We start from the raw sequence: 15,316 nt of genomic DNA, 5'->3' as shown, positions 1-15,316 counted from the left end.
GGGGGTCCGCCCTCCCTGGAGAAGCAGAGCGTCAAAAGCGAAAAGGACCCCCCGCACACCCGCCAGAGCCTGCTTATCCTTGCTGCCTTCCGGCCCTGGGGAGGTTCACAGGGTGACGCCGTGCGAGGGGTCTGCACAGAGTCTATGACATCCCCGGTCCCTGATTCGCACGCTTCCCGCGTAGGCTCCCGCCCCATGGCCCCGACGCTGCTGCACATCGCCGAACGCCGCCACTGGGAATCGGCCCGCGCCGCCGGAGTGTCGTACGAGATGTCCACCCTCGGCAGAACGCTCGCCGACGAGGGCTTCATCCACTGCTCCACCGACGAGACGCAGGTCGAGGGCGTCCTGGCCCGCTTCTACCGGTCCGTCGACCGGAACGACCTGGTGCTCCTGGTCATCGACCCGACCCTCCTGGACGCCCCCGTCCGCTACGAGCCCGTCGACGGCGACGTCTTCCCCCACGTCTTCGGCCCGATTCCGCTCTCGGCGATTATTGATGTCCGCGCACTGCCCGAGACCCGGTAAGCTCTCTCGCGGAGGATTCGCCTAGTGGCCTAGGGCGCACGCTTGGAAAGCGTGTTGGGTGCAAGCCCTCACGAGTTCGAATCTCGTATCCTCCGCTCGCCTGACCAGGCAAGACACGAGGCCGGTACCCCACGGGTACCGGCCTCTCATGCTCTCCGCCCCCAGCCAAAGCCCACGCCACGCCCCTCCAGGGCGTCCGTGCCGCCTCCGTGCCCGCTCGCCAGGGATCGCCCACGCCGCCGCCGGCGCGCCCTCCGCCTAGCCAGCCGTACACCGTACGCCGTGCTGGTTCTGAACGGCATTCTCTTGCGATCTGAGCCCCGTCGCTCCGACCACAGAGATCATCTACTTGCATCGGCGGACGTACGGAACGATGTGAATTTTCACCACTCAAACACCTCCACCTTTGGCAGCACGCCGCACGAATACAGGTGGAGCGGCTCACGCGTCCCCGCGAGGCCGGAAATCCAACCAAGATCTCCACGACCGGCATCCGTCCCGCCTACCCCCTACGACCAGGTAGAACGGTCCTCGACGCCCGAGGCGGGCGGCGCCGCGCACGAGCGGGGCCGGTGATCAGAATTCGGGATTGCTTGTGGACGAATCGGTCTCTGGGGGCGGGCTTGCCGACCGGCCGTAATTCGGTGGCCGTCGCGCTGCCCTAACTGGGCATTCCTTGCGATTGATCGAGGGCCGGTCGATGTCTACGTTCACATCATGGGAATTCCCACTGAACCGATCGGCAGCATCCCCCGGCCCCCCGAACTGCTGGCGGCGATGAGCGCCGGAGACCCCGTCGAGACGGCCGCCGCGCAGGGCGCGGCCGTACGGGACACGATCCGCCGTCTGGAGGAGATCGGCTCGCCGGTCGTCACCGACGGGGAGCAGTCCAAACCGAGCTTCGCCACGTACCCCCTCGCAGGGGCGGACGGCCTGGGCCCGGACGGCGTCGTCATCCCGTTCGAGGACGGCCACACGCGGCAGCTCCCGGTGCTCACCTCCGGCCCGTTCCGCTACGCCGTGCACGCCCAGGACTACCTGCGGGCGGCGCTCAGCCACGCGAACGTCCCGGTCAAGCAGGCCGTGATCGCCCCATCGGCGCTCAGCCTGCTCTACCCGAGCGACGGCCTGGACGGGTACCCGGCGAAGGCGTTCCGCGACGATCTGGTGGCCGAGGCGGAGGCCGACATCCGAGGCTGCCTGAACGCCGGGGCGCACGTCGTCCAGCTCGACTTCACCGAAGGGCGGCTGTCGCTCAAGCTGGACCCGTCCGGCGGCGTGCTGGACGACTTCGTGGCGCTCAACAACCAGGTCCTGGACCGGTTCTCCGAGGCCGAACGCGCCCGGATCGGCGTGCACACCTGCCCCGGCGGCGACCAGGACTCCACCCACAGCCTGGACGTGGACTACGCGGGGCTGCTGCCCAAGCTCTTCCAGATCAGGGCGGGCAACTTCTACGTCCAGCTCGCCAGCGAGAGCGACCCTGAACGCGTCCTCGGCATCATCGCCGACCATCTTCCGGCGTCCGCGCGCGTGTTCGTCGGCGTCATCGACCCCATCGACCCGCGCGTCGAGACCCCCGAAGAGGTCCGCGACCGGGTCCTCGCCGCCGCCGCCCGCATCCCGGTCGAACGCCTCGGGACCTGCGACGACTGCGGTTTCGCGCCGTTCGCCGACGACACCTCGACGTCCCGCGAGATCGCCTTCGCCAAGATCCGCGCCCGCGTCGAAGGCACCGCCCTCGCCTCGACCCAACTGGGCCTCTAGCCGGTTCTCCGGAGGCCCGTCCACCGCGCTCGCCAGGGCTCGTGCCTGACCGCGCCCTGGCGAGCGCCGCATCGCTTCGCGATCGGGCCGGCGGCTCGGGTACGGAGCGGTTGAGCTGGGGCGGCGGGGTTGACGGACGGGCGGGGGACGCGTGAGGCGGCGGGTTGCGGTGCCTTCTCTGGTGTTGGCGGACCCCTTAGACTCGAAGTGTGATCTTCAAGGCGGTAGGTGACGGAAGGCCCTATCCCGAGCACGGATTCTCGTCCCGGGACTGGGCCAAGATCCCGCCGCGCCAGGTCCGCCTCGACCAGCTCGTCAGCACCAAGCGCGAGCTCGACCTCCAGTCCCTGCTGGCCAAGGACTCGACGTTCTACGGCGACCTGTTCCCGCACGTGGTGCAGTGGCGGGGCGAGCTGTACCTGGAGGACGGCCTGCACAGGGCGCTGCGCGCCGCGCTGCACCAGCGGCTCGTCCTGCACGCCCGCGTCCTCGACCTCGACGCCGTGGACATGGCGGGCACGCCCTCGGAGTGAACGCCCGGACGGGTCCGCGATCCGTCGCGTTCACCGGTGGGACGTGACGGATCGCGGCCGGGGCGGGTTCAGCGGCGGGCCGGTTCCGGGGCGGGGGCGGCCAGGTCCTTCGGCTCGATGAGGTGCTCCAGGCGGCCCTCCTCGTGGACGGGGTCCGTCCGGACGAAGCCGGGGCGCGCCGCGAGCAGGCCGAAGATGATCTCCGGGACGACGAGGGCGAGCAGGAGCGTCAGCGAGACGTTCCAGCCGCCCGTGGCCGAGTGCAGGACGCCGACCGCGAGGGGGCCGAGGCCCGCGAGGAGGTAGCCGCCGGTCTGCGCCATGCCCGACAGCCGGGCGGCGACCGCGGGGCTCGGCGAGCGCAGGCTGAGCAGCGTGTAGGCCAGCGGGAACGCGCTGCCGGTGCCGACGCCGAGGAGCGCGACCCACACCCAGCCGAGAGACGGGGCGAGGAGCAGGCCGCCGATGCCGGCCGCCATCGTCGCCGCGACGCCGACCACGACGGCGCGCTGGTCGCGCAGGCGGGCGGCGAAGACCGGCACCGCGAAGCCGAGCGGGATACCGATGATCATCATGGCCGAGACCATCATCCCGGCGGTCGCGGGCGCGTAGCCGTGGTCGCGCATGACCTCCGGCAGCCAGGACATCAGCACGTAGAACATCAGCGAGGCGAGGCCCATGAACGCCGCGACGTACCAGGCCACGGGCGAGCGCAGCAGCGAGCCCTCGGCCTTGGGGGCCGCCTCGGCGGGCGGGGCGGCGCGCCGGCCGCGGACGGCCAGCGGGCCCCACGCGAGCGCGGCGACCAGGGACGGGACGGCCCAGACGGCGAGCGCGAGCCGCCAGCCTCCGGCGTCGTCGAGGGGGACGGCCACCCCGGCCGCGATCGCGCCGCTCGCCGCCATCAGCATCATCGCGAGGCCGGTGAGCGAGCCGACGCGGGACGGGAACACCCGCTTGATGACCGCCGGCATCAGGACGTTGCCCATCGCGATGCCCGCGCCCGCGACGACCGTCCCCGCGTACAGGGCGGCCTGCGCCGGGACGACGCGCAGCAGGATGCCGATCGTGATCATGACAAGCGCCCCGGCGATCGCGGTCTCCGCGCCGAGCCGCCGCGCCACCACCGGCGCCAGCGACGCGAACGCGCCGAGGCACAGCACCGGCAGCGTGGTGAGGACGCTCACGCCGACGCCCGACAGCCCGAACGTGTCCTGGATGTCGCTCAGCATCGGGGAGATCCCGGTGATCGCGGCACGCAGGTTCACGGTGAGCAGGACCAGGCCGGTGAGGGTCCAGATCGCGGTGGCACGCGAGACGCGTGGAACGGACGGGGTCGCAGAGGTGCTCATGTCGCCTTCGTCATGCGCCCGTGGGCGCGTCGTACGTGGAAATGGGGCAGACCGCGGTGCCGGGACGTCCCGGAGGCGCGGATCGTGATGGCGGGCCGTTCGACGGCCCGTGCCGGCGTGCGGGCGGGTGGGTCCCGCCGCGCCGGAGGTCAGGCGTGGACGGCCTCGGCGTCGCGCGGCGGGGCGTCCGGGATGGGCTTGGTGGATTCGAGGATGCGGTCGAGGCACGCGTGCGTGGCGTGCGCGGCGGCCTCGGCGTCGCCGGCCTCGATGGCCGAGGCGATCGTGTCGTGCGGGATGTCGGCGTGTTCGAGGAGGGTGCCCGCGGCGCCGATGCTCGCCCGCAGCGCGACGCCGAAGTCGCGGTACAGCTCGATGAGCACCTGGTTGTGGGTCGCCTCGACCACGGCCTGGTGGAACGCCAGGTCGGCCTCGACGAACTCCGCGTGGTCGCCGGACGCCCACGTGGCGTCCCGGCGGGCGAGCGCCCGCGCGATCTCGGCGGCGTCCGCGGCCGTCCGGCGGGACGCGGCGAGCCGCGCGGCCTCGACCTCCAGGCCGCGCCGCACCTCCAGGATCTCGACCAGCTCGGCCGCCTCCAGGCGCCGCCGTACGGCTCCGGACAGCTCGCTGGTCGCCCGGACGTACGTGCCGTCGCCCTGGCGGCCTTCGAGCAGGCCGGCGTGGGTCAGCGCGCGGACGGCCTCGCGGACCGTGTTGCGCCCGACCCCGAGGGTCTCCACCAGCACCGGCTCCGGGGGGATCTTCGCGCCGACCGCCCAGTCGCCGGCGGCGATCTCGTTCTTCAGCTGGTCGATCACCTGCTCGACCAGCGACGAACGGCGGGCGGTGCGCAGAGTCAAGGCGTCCCCTCGGTCCGGGACCCACCGGAACGTCCGGTGAGCCAATCATCCCATGTCTGCAAGGTAAGACGTTCAGACACACCCGCGGTATTCCGTAACGGGCGCACTGTGAAGCAACCCACACCCCGTCCGCGCGGCCGGGCCCGGCGCGGCGTCAGACGCGTCCGAGGTCCCGGGCGGCGGCGGTGGGGCGGGGGTGGCGGAGGCCGGCGGCCTCAAGGGCCCGGCGGTACGCGGCGGCGGCCGAGGCCGGATCGCCGACGATCTCGTGGAGCTCGCCGAGCTCGCGGTACAGGGCGGCGGTGGGACGGCCCGGCGCCAGGCCGTCGAGCTGGTCCTGCGCCGCCCGCAGGACGACCCGCGCGGCGGCGGGGTCGTTCTCGGCGACGCGGGCGCGCGCGAGGACGAGGCGGGCCAGGACCGTCGTGTGCGTACGGGCCTCGGGGTCGGTGCCGGGCGGCGGCGAAACGGGCCGCGCGGTCGAGCCCTCCGGCGCCGCCAGGGCCATGCCGGTCTGGAGGAAGTCCTCAAGGGCGGTGACGGCCTGCGACGTCTCCCCGGCCAGCACCAGCGCCCGCGCCCTCACGATCGTCGCCTCGGTGGCCTCGGAGCCGGTGAGGGTGGACGTGGCGGCGAGGAGGCCGAGGGCCTCGGCGGCGGCCTCCGGCGTCCCCTCGGGACGCGGGCGGCCGAGCTCGGCGGACGCGGGGAACATGCCCCGGCGGCCCTCGGGCTCCGCGGGCGCCTCGGAGAACGGGCGGACGCCGCGCAGGAGCGCCTTGGCGCCCGCGAGGCTGAGGCGGGCCTGGGTCTGGCGGGGCGTTCCCTCGCGGCGGGACGCGAGGGCCTGGTCGGCGAGGTAGAGCGAGTCGCCGATCGCCGACTCCTCCAGCGCGCGGGTGCTCGCGCGCTGGTAGTGGACGGAGGCGGGCGCGTCGTCGCCGGAACGGTCCGGGCCGAGCAGGGTCCGGCCGAGGGCGTGCGCGCGTTCGCGGTCGGATCGATCCACGTAGGCGAGCAGGAGGATCCGCCCGGCCTCGGCGTGCTCCTCGCCGACCGCGAGGCCGAGGCGTCCGAGCCGTTCGAGGGCGCGCTCTCCGAGGGCGATGGCCTGCCCGAGGTCGCCGACCGTGTGGTAGCAGCGCGCGAGCGCGATCACGGGCGGCAGCCAGCTCGCGCGGCCCGGGTCGCGTTCGGCGTGCTCGCGCAGCTCCTCGAACAGGGCGATGGCCTGCGCGGTGCGGCCGAGCTCCTCCAGCGCGCGGGCGCGGCCCCAGCGGGCGCGCGCGGTGAGGTCGGGGTCGTCGCTGCGCGCGATCACGTCGTCGAAGCCGGACTCCGCCGTGGCCGGGTCGCCGCCGAGCAGGGCCAGGTGCGCGTGGCGCTCCCGTACCTCCAGGTGGGCGCGCTGCTCCGGCTCGACGCCCTCGGCCAGGTACTCCGGGGTGCAGCCGAGCCGTTCGGCCAGCATGCGCAGAACGGTCGGGGTGGGCGTTCGCTTACCCGACTCGATCAACGAGATGTAGCTGTCTGAGAGGTCGTGACCGGCGAGCTGTGCCTGCGACAAGCGTCTGGTCAGCCGCAGGTTGCGGACACGTTCGCCGACGTTGCCTGGACCCGGCATGTGGACTCACTTAGCGGAAGTAAACAAGCGGCTGGGGTGCCGACATGATTGCACATTGCGGGTTATCGCACATCGAGAGTAATGAAGCGGCAAGAGTTGGCTCCACCCGTCCGGCCCCCGTGCTCGGCACCCCGTCCCCCGACCGTAGCCGACGAACCGGCCAAGATCACCGTATCCGCCGATTTTGCTCGTCGCCTGCACCGGTCCACGGCCGCCGTACCGGAACGACCCGGGAGCCGCCTGGCGAACGGGGGCGGGAGCGGGGACGCCGCGGCCGGGCCGTCCTGGACCGGCGGCGCGCCGCGGCCGGGGAGGGGGGTCAGTCGTCGGCTCCGGGGTTCTTGTTGGGGAAGATCATTTCGCAGACCTCAAGGTAGAGCTGCTCGGGGTAGGGGAGGTACTCGACCGTCGACAGCGCCTGGTCCTGGCCGGCGGACTCCAGGACGAACTCGCCGTAGCCGAGCATCCGGCCCGCGATCGTCCGCTTGAAGCTCATGTCGGTGACCTTCGCCAGCGGCATCATCGCGACCTTGCGGGTGATCAGGCCGGTGGTGAGCAGCATCCGCTGGTTGGTGATGACGAAGTAGTCGACCGACCACTCGGCGACCCGCCACACGAACCACGCCAGCAGGATCAGCCAGCCCCACCAGATCCACGAGATCACCGAGCCCGCGCCCGCGACGGTGTTGCTCAGCACCCCGGCGATGATCAGGCCGCCGAGGACGAGCCCGACGGGCACCATCAGCACCGCCGGGTGCCGCCGCACCGTGATGACCTGCGTCTCGTGCGGAAGGAGGTACTTGTTCACCGACGCCGGAGCGGAGTCGCCGGGCGTCACGAGTCTCATCGGGACCTCAGGCCAGTGCGTTGACGAAGGTGGCCACGGAGCCGGCGGCGGAGGCGAGTCCGTCCGCGGCGGTCTGCACGGATCGCGCAGCCCCGTCGGGCTGGTTGAACACGTAGAACGCCACGAAGGCCACGGCGACCCACGTGATGTACTTCTTGGCGGGCACGACTGCCTCCCGGAGCGCGCGTAGACCCACTGACCCCAGGTCAGTTTCGCACAGCGGGCAGCACCGGCAAAGCAACGGCTATGGCGCGTTTCCGAGAGACGTCCGGCGCGCCTGGCGGCGCCGTTCCGCCGCGACGGCCGCGAGCACCTGGAGGTGCCTGCGGGCGATCCGTTCGACCAGGCCGGCCTCGGCCGCCCCCGTGACCTCCTCGGCTCCGTGGCGCGCCGCCGCGACGCACCGCGCGACCGTCTCGGAGGCGTGCACGCCCTCGAACTCCTCGGTGAGGCGCTCGCCGATCTCCTCGTACAGCGGCTCCTCGCCGTCCCCTTGGTGAGCCATCACGCTTCCTAGAGCCTCGCTCGCACCGCCCCGGTCCGAACCGTCCCCTGTTGCCGGGGTGGCGGAGGGGAACGAACACTGACGTTCCGTAGCGGTGTATTACCCAAGGTCATCAAGGATCGAACATTCCGGCGACGCCCGCCGCCGGGAACGCCGGGAAGGCCCGTTCAGACGACGCCGTACAGGCGGTCTCCCGCGTCGCCGAGGCCCGGCATGATGAAGCCCTGCTCGTTGAGGTGGGAGTCGATCGCGGCCGTGACCACGCGGATCGGGGCGTCCACGTCGGCGAACGCCTGCTCCAGGTACTTCAGGCCCTCGGGGGCGGCGAGCAGGCAGATGGCCGTGACGTCGTCGGCGCCGCGCTCGCACAGCAGCTTGACCGCGGCGGCGAGGGTGCCGCCGGTGGCGAGCATCGGGTCCAGGACGTAGCACTGCCGCCCCGACAGGTCGTCGGGCAGCCGCGTCGCGTACGTCTGGGCTTGCAGGCTGCCCTCGTCCCGGATCATCCCGAGGAACCCGACCTCCGCGGTCGGCAGCAGCCGCGTCATGCCGTCCAGCATCCCGAGGCCCGCGCGCAGGATCGGCACGACGAGCGGCTTCGGGCTGGCGAGCTGGACGCCCCGCGCCGGCTCCATGGGGGTGTTCACCGTGGCCTCGGCCACCCGGACGTCGCGGGTAGCCTCGTAGGCCAGCAACGTGACCAGTTCGTCGGCCAGGCGGCGGAACGTGGGCGAGTCGGTGCGCACGTCCCGCAGGGTGGTCAGCTTGTGCGCGACGAGCGGGTGGTCGACGGCGAGGGTCTGCATGGCCACACCGTAACCCACCCGCCCGGACGCTCCGCCCCTGCTCGGCCGCCCGTCGGAGCCGGAGGATAGGAGCCCGCTGAGCTGGGCAGTATGCCGTTATGAACAGCGATCGCGATCAGCATTCGAGGCCGGCCGCGCGGGCCCGCGAGTCCGCGCCCGACCCGCCTCCCGCGCCCGCCGCGCCCTCCGCGTCCGGCCCGGTCAGCGGCCCGTCCGGCGCCGCGCCGGCGGCCCGCGCGAGCCGTTCCCCCGAGCGCTCGTCCCCCGGAACGCCTCCCGCTCCCTCCCCGCCTTCGACGCCGTACGCGCCCTCCCCTCCCACTCCGTCCGGTGAGGCCGGTCTCCGGCCCGTCGCCGGACGTTTTCCGGACGTTCCCTCGCGCGAGACGGCGGAGGCCGGCGGGGTCCAGGGGGAGAACGAGGTTTCCGCGGTCGGCGAGGTTTCCGCGGAGGAGGTCCGGGAAAGGCTGCGGCGCCGGGCGATCTTCCTCCGGGAGTTGGCCGAGGCGCGCGAACTGCGCCGCCGGGTGACGCCGCACCGATCCAGAAGGGCACGGATCCACGCGGCGCTGCGGCGGCGGACGTTCCGCATCAATTAATCATGGACCAGGAGCTTGCGCAGGGCGCTTGGACCAGCGCTGACTCCCCGTTTCACCGCGGGCGCGGCGCCCCAGTTCGGCGGTGAGGTACGCGAGCACGCGCCGCATCTGGGACCATGCCCTGGCAGGAACCGCGCCGGTGGGGTGGAAATGACGGATGTGGACGCGACGGACTTCGCCGTCGTGGTGTACCGGGAAGACGACCGCTGGGAGGCCGAGATCCTCCCTGTGGCGCTGACCGAGGATCTCGCTGGGCTGATCCACGCGCTGCGGCAGCAGCCGAGCCTCGGCGGGACGATCGGGCTGGTCTCGGTCGGCGACGACTTCTTCGTGGCGATCCGCCTGCTCGGCGACGAGGTGATGGTCTTCCTGTCCGACGTCACCGCGTCGGTCGACTGGCCGCTCGCCGGGCAGGTGCTCGACCACCTCGACATCCCGATCCCGGAGGACGAGGAGCTGGACCAGGTCCTCCCGGTCGGCGACATGTCAATCTTCGCGGACCTCGGGCTGGACGAGATGGAGCTGGGCGCGATCTCCGGCGACCTGGAGCTGTACCCGGACGAGATGCTGCTGAGCGTCGCGGGCCGCATCGGCTTCGCCACCGCGTTCGAACGGGCCCTGGACGCGGTCGTCTAGCACGTCCCCGACGATTCCCCGGCCCGACGTCCGGGGCGCGCGTGCTCTTGGGGCGCGGTCTCTGAGAACGGCGCTCGCGAGGGTGTGACGGTTGCGATCCCGTGGGTCACAATGAGCAGGTGTCGTACTTCTCCGCAGTCTTCGCGCGTACCCCGCAGGGCTGGGTCGGCGCCGAGGCCGTGCTCGCCGAGGCCGAGGGCGTCGACGACGTCGCCGATCTGATGCGGGAGGCGGCCGTCGAGTCGTACGGCGACCCGGTCGTGCTGCTCATCGAGCAGGACGACGACTGGTTCGCGGTGGTGCGGCTGGACGGCGACGAGGAGCCGCACGCCTACGTGTCGACCATTCGCGACGACGGGCTGGGTGCGCTGTTCCACCAGCTCGTCGGGGACGTCCCGGACGGCGAACCGGCCGGCGACCCGTCCCTGCTCGCCGACCTCGGGCTCGACGCCAAGGAGCTCGGCGACCTCGGCGAGCGCGCCCTGCCCGGCGACGCGCTGCTGGTGGTCGCCGAACGGGCCGGGTTCGGCGAGGAGTTCGACCGGCTCCGTGACTGAGATCCCTCCCGGCGAGGAGTTCGCGGAACCGATGCGGCGCGCGCTCGCCGAGGCGCGGCTGGCGGGCGAGGCCGGGGACGTCCCGGTCGGCGCGGTCGTGCTCGGCCCGTCCGGCGAGACGGTCGCCGCCGGGCACAACGACCGCGAGCGCGCCGCCGACCCGACCGGCCACGCCGAGATCGTCGCGATCCGCGCCGCCGCGGCCGCGCGCGGCGCCTGGCGGCTGGCGGGCTGCACCCTGGTCGTCACGCTGGAGCCCTGCACGATGTGCGCGGGAGCGGCCGTCCAGTCGCGCCTGGACCGCGTCGTGTACGGCGCGGCCGACCTCAAGGCCGGCGCGGTCGGCTCCCTCTGGGACGTCGTACGGGACCGCCGCCTCAACCACCGTCCCGAGGTCATCGCCGGGGTGATGGCCGACGAGTGCGCCGCGTTGCTGACCGAGTTCTTCACCCGCCGCAGAGTCGGGTAGGCTCTCCCGCGGTGGTGTCGCCTAGTGGACGAGGGCGCACGCCTCGAAAGCGTGTGAAGTGCAAGCTTCCGTGGGTTCGAATCCCACCACCACCGCCATTTGAGTCGGCCGTCCACCTGGCCGACCACGTTGAGGGCGGGACCCCCGGGTCCCGCCCTCAACGCGTTTCGGCCTCGGGTTATTGGGTGGGGAGGGTTGTGAAGGGGGGTTTGTAGGTGGCGGCTTGTTTGGCGGGGAGCAGTTTGGTTACGCGGAGCAGGATTCCGCCGCGGATCAGGTGGTATTCGGGGACGAGGATTCCGACGGCGGCGATGGACTGCTTGATGAATGCCGAACGGGCCCTCGCGCCCGCGTTCGTCGGGTAGACCTCGACTCCGCAGCCGTACTCGACGCTTCCCTTGGACTTGTCGTGGACCTTGGCGAGGGGGACGCGGCGGTCGGCGCAGGCGGCCTTGCTCGTGTACTGGCCCGGTTTGCCGAGCTTGTGGTTGGGGTCGGTCCGGGCGTTGTAGACGGCGGTCACGCGCAGGGGGACGCCTCCGCGCTTCAGGGCGGCGAGGACCTGCGCGGCTGTCAGGCGTCCGCTGGGCGAGGAGCCGCGCGGCGCGGGCGGGGAGGCGGCCGGCTCGGACGAGGCGCCGGGCGATGCCGGTACGCCGCCCGACTTCGGGTCGTCTCCGGACGTTCCGCATCCGGCGAGTCCGATCATCGTCGCGCCCGCCACCACGGCAACGGCGTACCGCATGCTTCCCCCTCGGCCTGTTCCAAGATCGCAGCCGAGAAGGTATGCGGACGGGGGCCGTTCCGCCCATGGATACACGACACAAAGGCCAGATCCGGCTATTTGCTACATCGGCGTACACAACGGTCAACACGTTGCCGGGAGCGTTCCAGGTCAGCCGACCGTGACGAGTGCCACTCCGGCGACGGCGACCGCCATGCCGACGCGCTGGACGGCGCGGAGCCGCTCGCTGTAGGCGATGCGGGCGAGCAGGACGGTGATCGCCGGATAGAGGGAGGTGAGGACGGCGGCGAGGCTCAGCATGCCCTGCTGGGCCGCGACGAAGTAGAGGGCGTTCGCGCCCGCGTCCAGGGCGCCGGAGAGCAGGGCGAGGCCGATCAGGAGCCGTCCGGACACGCGGGGTCCCGGGTCGGCGCCGCGCATCCGCGCCATGGCGGCGAACGCGACCGCGATCACCGCCACGTTGCCCGTACGGGCCGCGACGAGGGGCCACAGGCCGCCGTCGTCACCGGCGGTCTTCAGCAGGATGAAGAAGATCCCGAAGCAGGCTCCGGAGACCGCGGCCATGGCCGGTCCGCTGTCGAGCAGCCGCCGCGCGTCGAGGCCGCGGCGCGGTTCGGCGGCGGGCCGGGCGGCGCTGTCCTCCATGCTGACCAGGCCGATCGCGACCAGGCAGAGCAGCACCCCGGCGAGCGCGCCGGTGTCGAGCCGTTCGCCCCGGGCCACTCCGACGATCACCGGCAGCACGGCGGAGGCGAGCGCGGAGACGGGGGCGACCACGCTCATCGGGCCGCGGGCGAGCGCGCGGTAGAACGTGATCAGCCCGGTGCCGCCCGCCAGGCCCGCGACGAACCCGCTGGCCAGGCCGGGCGCGGTGGGCCGTCCTCCGGTGAGGAACGCGGCGAGCAGCACGATCGCCAGGCCCATCGGGACGCACCAGAGCAGGGCCTTGAGCGCCGTCGAACGCCGGGCGACGGCGCCGCCGAGGAAGTCCGCGACGCCGTAGGCGAGCGCGGCCGACAGCGCCAGCGCCGTCACCATCACTCGCCGCCGATCAGGCGGCTCTCGATCCGTACGCCGGGGGTGACGGCGCGCAGCCGCGCGGACAGCGCGTCGCCGGCGGCGCGCAAGCGGTCGAGGGGGTACGGCTCCAGGCGTTCGAGGAGGAACAGCGCGTTCTTGGTGTCCTCGGTGAGCCTGGTGCGGACGCACTGCCGCCAGTTCCAGCGCCGGCAGGTGACGCCGTCGTCGTCCCGCCACACGACCTCGCCCGCCGACGGGTGCTCGACGGCCGGTTCGCCGCCCGCGACCGTGTCGAACGGCTCGTCGCCGTCCGCGCGGACGAGGCGTGCGGGCCCGCGGTAGGCGTCGAGGTCCTCGCCGCCGATGGGCAGGGCGTACTCGACGCTGATCGCGTTGTAGGCGTCCACGACCTTGTTGACGGTGGGCAGGGCGTCGGCGCGGCGGAGCAGGGCGTCCACGGAGGGCCTGGTGCGCTGCGGCTTCGCGCCGAACGCCCGGTAGGCGTCGCGCCACGCCTCGATGTGCGGGTCGCCCGCGGACGCGGTGGCGGACCCGGCGGCGGCCTCCAGCCAGCCGGCGGCGACGTCGTCGGTCGGGCCGTTCGCCAGGCCCTCGGCGGTCATGACGAGGACGGCGAAGTCGGGGCGCAGCGCGCGCACGGCGCCGTCGACGGCGATCCGGTCGAGCATTCTCGGGGTCTCCCTCATGCGGTCACTTTAATGCACTGTAAATATCAGTATAACGACCATCGTGGGGGGTAGATGAGGTTCGTGCCGTCCGCCGGAGCCGGTGGGGGGTGTGAGATCGTTCCTGCGCGGCCGGGCCGGGTCCGCGGCGGGCGGGACGACCGTACGGAGGCCGGCCCATCGGGCGGAAGGGACCCCCTTGAGCGAGCACGAAGCGATCGGCGAGGCCGTCGCGCGGACCGTCCGCGCCCTGCGCGGCGGCCACGGCTGGAGCCTCGACGAGCTCGCCGGGCGGGCCGGGGTCAGCAAGGGCGTCCTCGTCGGCCTCGAACAGGGCCGCGGCAACCCGAACCTCGGCACCCTCATCCGCATCGCCGACGCCCTCGGCGTCCCGCTCACCCGCCTCGTCCAGGTGGAACGGGAGCCGCTCGTGCGCGTGTTCCCGGCCGACCGGCAGGTGGTGCTGTGGCGGGGCGACTCGGGCGGCACCGGAACGCTGCTCGGAGGCAGCGACCCGCGCCCCTCGCTGGAGCTGTGGCGCTGGGAGCTGGCCCCCGGCGAGACGCGCGAGAGCGACGCGCACCTCCCCGGCACCAAGGAGATCGCGTACGTGGAGGAGGGCACGCTCACGCTGCTCGTGGACGGCGCCGTGGAGAGCATCGGAACGGGCGTCGCCGCGGTGTTCGTCGGCGACCGCCCCCACTCCTACGTCAACGAGGGCGACACCGGCCTGCGGTTCGTCCTCGCCGTACTGGACCCGTGACCGCGTGAGCGGCGTGGACCGGACGACCGGACCGAACCGCCGGAGGCTCCGTGGAACGGACCGTTCAGATCGTTTCGTTGGTGGGGTGTGCGAACGCTTGTCACGACCCACGGTCACGGTCGATGATCCCGCTGGACGGGACCCGTCTCACAGGTGAGGGGCCGTAAGCGGTGAACCGGCAAGAGACCCATGGCCGCCCCAGGGTCACCGGCGCGGCGATGGTGCTCCGGGGCGGACCCTGGCAGGTCGTCGCCCCCACCGCGGTGGAGATCCCGCACCTGCTGACGGGAGTCGCCGCGGCCTCGCCTACGCAGGTCTGGGCGGTCGGGAACGCCTCCCAGCAGCCCCTGGCCGCGTACTGGGACGGCACCGCTTGGACCGTCCCGCCCGGCCCGGCCCCGGACGCCGCGTTCCTCGGCGCGGCCCTCCAGGGCGTCGCCTGCACCTGGACCCCCGTTCCCGGGTCTGGTCCTGGCTCCGGACCTCAGGCTCAGGCGGGCGGCTCGGACGTGCCGGGCCAGCGGCCCGGCGCCTTGGGCGGGACGGGCGCGGCGGCGGCTGGGCTGGAAGCGTCAAGCTCCTTGGGCGGGACTGGTGCGTCGGGCGCGCCGTACGGGCCGCCGGGCCCGACCGGCGGAACGGATGCGTCGCCGGGTGAGGGCTTGGCTTCGGCGGGGCGTTCCGGGCGTTCGGACGGGCCGCCGCAAGCTGGGAACGGGCCGTACGCGATCGCGGTGGGCGGTGCCTACGACCGCCTCGCCGGTACGGAGGTGCCGCTCGTCAGGCACTGGGACGGCGAGTCCTGGCGTTCCTGGGACGCTTGGAGCGCTCCCGAACTGGCCCGCGGCTACGTCCTGACCGACGTCGCCATGCTCCCCGACGGGACCGCGTGGGCGGTGGGCCATGGCTTTCCCCGGACGCCCGCGGAGAATCCCGCCGGGCCGTCCGGAACGAGGGTCGGCGGGCGCGCGGACGCTGGTCCTGGGGGTTCGGGGCCCGTGGCGTTGCGCTGGACG

The 15,316-nt window shown here is 72.9% G+C and carries 18 protein-coding genes, 2 tRNA genes and 1 other RNA gene; 9 read left to right on the top strand and 12 right to left on the bottom strand.

The window, feature by feature from the left end; translation table 11 throughout:
* Nucleotides 1-39: 39 nt before the first annotated feature.
* Nucleotides 40-135: signal recognition particle sRNA small type (ffs, locus tag GEV43_RS15570), an RNA gene on the bottom strand.
* Between the two features lie 60 nt (nt 136-195).
* On the opposite strand from ffs, the gene GEV43_RS15565 reads away from it, so the two are divergent.
* The 4 genes from GEV43_RS15565 (at nt 196) to GEV43_RS15550 (ending at nt 2,828) form a co-directional block, all read left to right on the top strand.
* Nucleotides 196-528: a DUF952 domain-containing protein gene (locus GEV43_RS15565; protein WP_160821310.1), complete on the top strand. Its 333-nt coding sequence runs from the start codon at nt 196-198 to the stop codon at nt 526-528.
* A gap of 10 nt (nt 529-538) precedes the next feature.
* A tRNA-Ser gene (locus GEV43_RS15560) sits at nt 539-623 on the top strand.
* Nucleotides 624-1,245: 622 nt separating this feature from the next.
* Nucleotides 1,246-2,295: a cobalamin-independent methionine synthase II family protein gene (locus GEV43_RS15555; RefSeq protein ID WP_160821309.1), complete on the top strand. Its 1,050-nt coding sequence runs from the start codon at nt 1,246-1,248 to the stop codon at nt 2,293-2,295.
* A gap of 209 nt (nt 2,296-2,504) precedes the next feature.
* Entirely contained in the window at nt 2,505-2,828 is a 324-nt protein-coding gene (locus GEV43_RS15550; protein ID WP_160821308.1) for a type II toxin-antitoxin system VapB family antitoxin, read from the top strand.
* 68 nt (nt 2,829-2,896) lie between these two features.
* Here GEV43_RS15550 and GEV43_RS15545 read toward each other — a convergent pair whose 3' ends face one another.
* The 8 genes from GEV43_RS15545 to GEV43_RS15515 form a co-directional block, all read right to left on the bottom strand.
* Nucleotides 2,897-4,180, bottom strand: coding sequence for an MFS transporter (locus GEV43_RS15545; RefSeq protein WP_160821307.1), 1,284 nt, complete (start codon nt 4,178-4,180; stop codon nt 2,897-2,899).
* A 149-nt stretch (nt 4,181-4,329) separates the two neighbouring features.
* Nucleotides 4,330-5,043: a FadR/GntR family transcriptional regulator gene (locus GEV43_RS15540; protein ID WP_160821306.1), complete on the bottom strand. Its 714-nt coding sequence runs from the start codon at nt 5,041-5,043 to the stop codon at nt 4,330-4,332.
* 154 nt (nt 5,044-5,197) lie between these two features.
* On the bottom strand, nt 5,198-6,667 hold the full coding sequence (locus GEV43_RS15535) for a helix-turn-helix transcriptional regulator (protein WP_160821305.1): 1,470 nt from the start codon (nt 6,665-6,667) through the stop codon (nt 5,198-5,200).
* A 319-nt stretch (nt 6,668-6,986) separates the two neighbouring features.
* Nucleotides 6,987-7,514 carry a PH domain-containing protein gene (locus tag GEV43_RS15530; protein WP_160821304.1) on the bottom strand — a complete coding sequence of 176 codons (528 nt, stop codon included), beginning with the start codon at nt 7,512-7,514 and terminating at the stop codon, nt 6,987-6,989.
* 7 nt (nt 7,515-7,521) lie between these two features.
* Nucleotides 7,522-7,680 (bottom strand): hypothetical protein, encoded by a 159-nt coding sequence (locus GEV43_RS46845; RefSeq protein WP_164717194.1) that lies wholly within the window; start codon nt 7,678-7,680, stop codon nt 7,522-7,524.
* A gap of 78 nt (nt 7,681-7,758) precedes the next feature.
* Nucleotides 7,759-8,019 (bottom strand): hypothetical protein, encoded by a 261-nt coding sequence (locus GEV43_RS15525; protein ID WP_160821303.1) that lies wholly within the window; start codon nt 8,017-8,019, stop codon nt 7,759-7,761.
* Between the two features lie 167 nt (nt 8,020-8,186).
* Nucleotides 8,187-8,825, bottom strand: a complete 639-nt coding sequence (gene upp, locus GEV43_RS15520) for a uracil phosphoribosyltransferase (RefSeq protein ID WP_160821302.1) — start codon at nt 8,823-8,825, stop codon at nt 8,187-8,189.
* Between the two features lie 115 nt (nt 8,826-8,940).
* Nucleotides 8,941-9,147 (bottom strand): hypothetical protein, encoded by a 207-nt coding sequence (locus GEV43_RS15515; RefSeq protein ID WP_160821301.1) that lies wholly within the window; start codon nt 9,145-9,147, stop codon nt 8,941-8,943.
* Nucleotides 9,148-9,574: 427 nt separating this feature from the next.
* Here GEV43_RS15515 and GEV43_RS15510 point away from each other — a divergent pair, with 427 nt between their 5' ends.
* From GEV43_RS15510 to GEV43_RS15495, 4 genes are all read left to right on the top strand, one after another.
* The gene (locus GEV43_RS15510; RefSeq protein WP_160821300.1) at nt 9,575-10,060 is read left to right on the top strand and encodes a tRNA adenosine deaminase-associated protein; all 486 of its coding nucleotides are present in this window, start codon (nt 9,575-9,577) and stop codon (nt 10,058-10,060) included.
* 101 nt (nt 10,061-10,161) lie between these two features.
* Nucleotides 10,162-10,617 carry a tRNA adenosine deaminase-associated protein gene (locus tag GEV43_RS15505; protein WP_309239648.1) on the top strand — a complete coding sequence of 152 codons (456 nt, stop codon included), beginning with the start codon at nt 10,162-10,164 and terminating at the stop codon, nt 10,615-10,617.
* A 31-nt stretch (nt 10,618-10,648) separates the two neighbouring features.
* Complete coding sequence (gene tadA / locus GEV43_RS15500; RefSeq protein WP_160824546.1) at nt 10,649-11,086, top strand: tRNA adenosine(34) deaminase TadA; 438 nt, start codon at nt 10,649-10,651, stop codon at nt 11,084-11,086.
* Between the two features lie 10 nt (nt 11,087-11,096).
* Nucleotides 11,097-11,184, top strand: a tRNA-Ser gene (locus tag GEV43_RS15495).
* Between the two features lie 80 nt (nt 11,185-11,264).
* Here the strand turns inward: GEV43_RS15495 and GEV43_RS15490 are convergent.
* The 3 genes from GEV43_RS15490 to GEV43_RS15480 all read right to left on the bottom strand — a co-directional run bounded on the left by GEV43_RS15490 (nt 11,265) and on the right by GEV43_RS15480 (nt 13,558).
* The gene (locus tag GEV43_RS15490; RefSeq protein WP_160821299.1) at nt 11,265-11,831 is read right to left on the bottom strand and encodes a hypothetical protein; all 567 of its coding nucleotides are present in this window, start codon (nt 11,829-11,831) and stop codon (nt 11,265-11,267) included.
* 150 nt (nt 11,832-11,981) lie between these two features.
* Nucleotides 11,982-12,869 carry an EamA family transporter gene (locus tag GEV43_RS15485; RefSeq protein WP_160821298.1) on the bottom strand — a complete coding sequence of 296 codons (888 nt, stop codon included), beginning with the start codon at nt 12,867-12,869 and terminating at the stop codon, nt 11,982-11,984.
* Entirely contained in the window at nt 12,869-13,558 is a 690-nt protein-coding gene (locus GEV43_RS15480; RefSeq protein WP_241682925.1) for a B3/4 domain-containing protein, read from the bottom strand. Before GEV43_RS15480 ends, GEV43_RS15485 begins: the two co-directional genes overlap by 1 nt.
* A 178-nt stretch (nt 13,559-13,736) precedes the next feature.
* Between GEV43_RS15480 and GEV43_RS15475 the strand changes: the two genes are divergently transcribed.
* Entirely contained in the window at nt 13,737-14,300 is a 564-nt protein-coding gene (locus tag GEV43_RS15475) for a helix-turn-helix domain-containing protein (protein WP_160821297.1), read from the top strand.
* The last annotated feature ends 1,016 nt before the right edge of the window (nt 14,301-15,316 follow it).

Origin of the sequence: Actinomadura sp. J1-007, assembly GCF_009793335.1 — a bacterium.
Lineage (GTDB): Bacteria > Actinomycetota > Actinomycetes > Streptosporangiales > Streptosporangiaceae > Spirillospora > Spirillospora yumaensis.
The sequence above is the reverse complement of the archived record's forward strand: the minus strand, read 5'-3'. Positions and strand labels throughout refer to the sequence as shown.

What these genes read in the sequence shown, in the direction of transcription:
- GEV43_RS15530 (WP_160821304.1), bottom strand. Translation starts at nt 7,514, where the DNA reads ATGAGACTCGTGACGCCCGGCGACTCCGCTCCGGCGTCGGTGAACAAG.
- GEV43_RS15545 (WP_160821307.1), bottom strand. Translation starts at nt 4,180, where the DNA reads ATGAGCACCTCTGCGACCCCGTCCGTTCCACGCGTCTCGCGTGCCACC.
- GEV43_RS15490 (WP_160821299.1), bottom strand. Translation starts at nt 11,831, where the DNA reads ATGCGGTACGCCGTTGCCGTGGTGGCGGGCGCGACGATGATCGGACTC.
- GEV43_RS15565 (WP_160821310.1), top strand. Translation starts at nt 196, where the DNA reads ATGGCCCCGACGCTGCTGCACATCGCCGAACGCCGCCACTGGGAATCG.
- GEV43_RS15555 (WP_160821309.1), top strand. Translation starts at nt 1,246, where the DNA reads ATGGGAATTCCCACTGAACCGATCGGCAGCATCCCCCGGCCCCCCGAA.
- GEV43_RS15510 (WP_160821300.1), top strand. Translation starts at nt 9,575, where the DNA reads ATGACGGATGTGGACGCGACGGACTTCGCCGTCGTGGTGTACCGGGAA.
- GEV43_RS15485 (WP_160821298.1), bottom strand. Translation starts at nt 12,869, where the DNA reads ATGGTGACGGCGCTGGCGCTGTCGGCCGCGCTCGCCTACGGCGTCGCG.
- GEV43_RS15525 (WP_160821303.1), bottom strand. Translation starts at nt 8,019, where the DNA reads ATGGCTCACCAAGGGGACGGCGAGGAGCCGCTGTACGAGGAGATCGGC.
- tadA (WP_160824546.1), top strand. Translation starts at nt 10,649, where the DNA reads ATGCGGCGCGCGCTCGCCGAGGCGCGGCTGGCGGGCGAGGCCGGGGAC.
- GEV43_RS15535 (WP_160821305.1), bottom strand. Translation starts at nt 6,667, where the DNA reads ATGCCGGGTCCAGGCAACGTCGGCGAACGTGTCCGCAACCTGCGGCTG.
- upp (WP_160821302.1), bottom strand. Translation starts at nt 8,825, where the DNA reads ATGCAGACCCTCGCCGTCGACCACCCGCTCGTCGCGCACAAGCTGACC.
- GEV43_RS15480 (WP_241682925.1), bottom strand. Translation starts at nt 13,558, where the DNA reads ATGAGGGAGACCCCGAGAATGCTCGACCGGATCGCCGTCGACGGCGCC.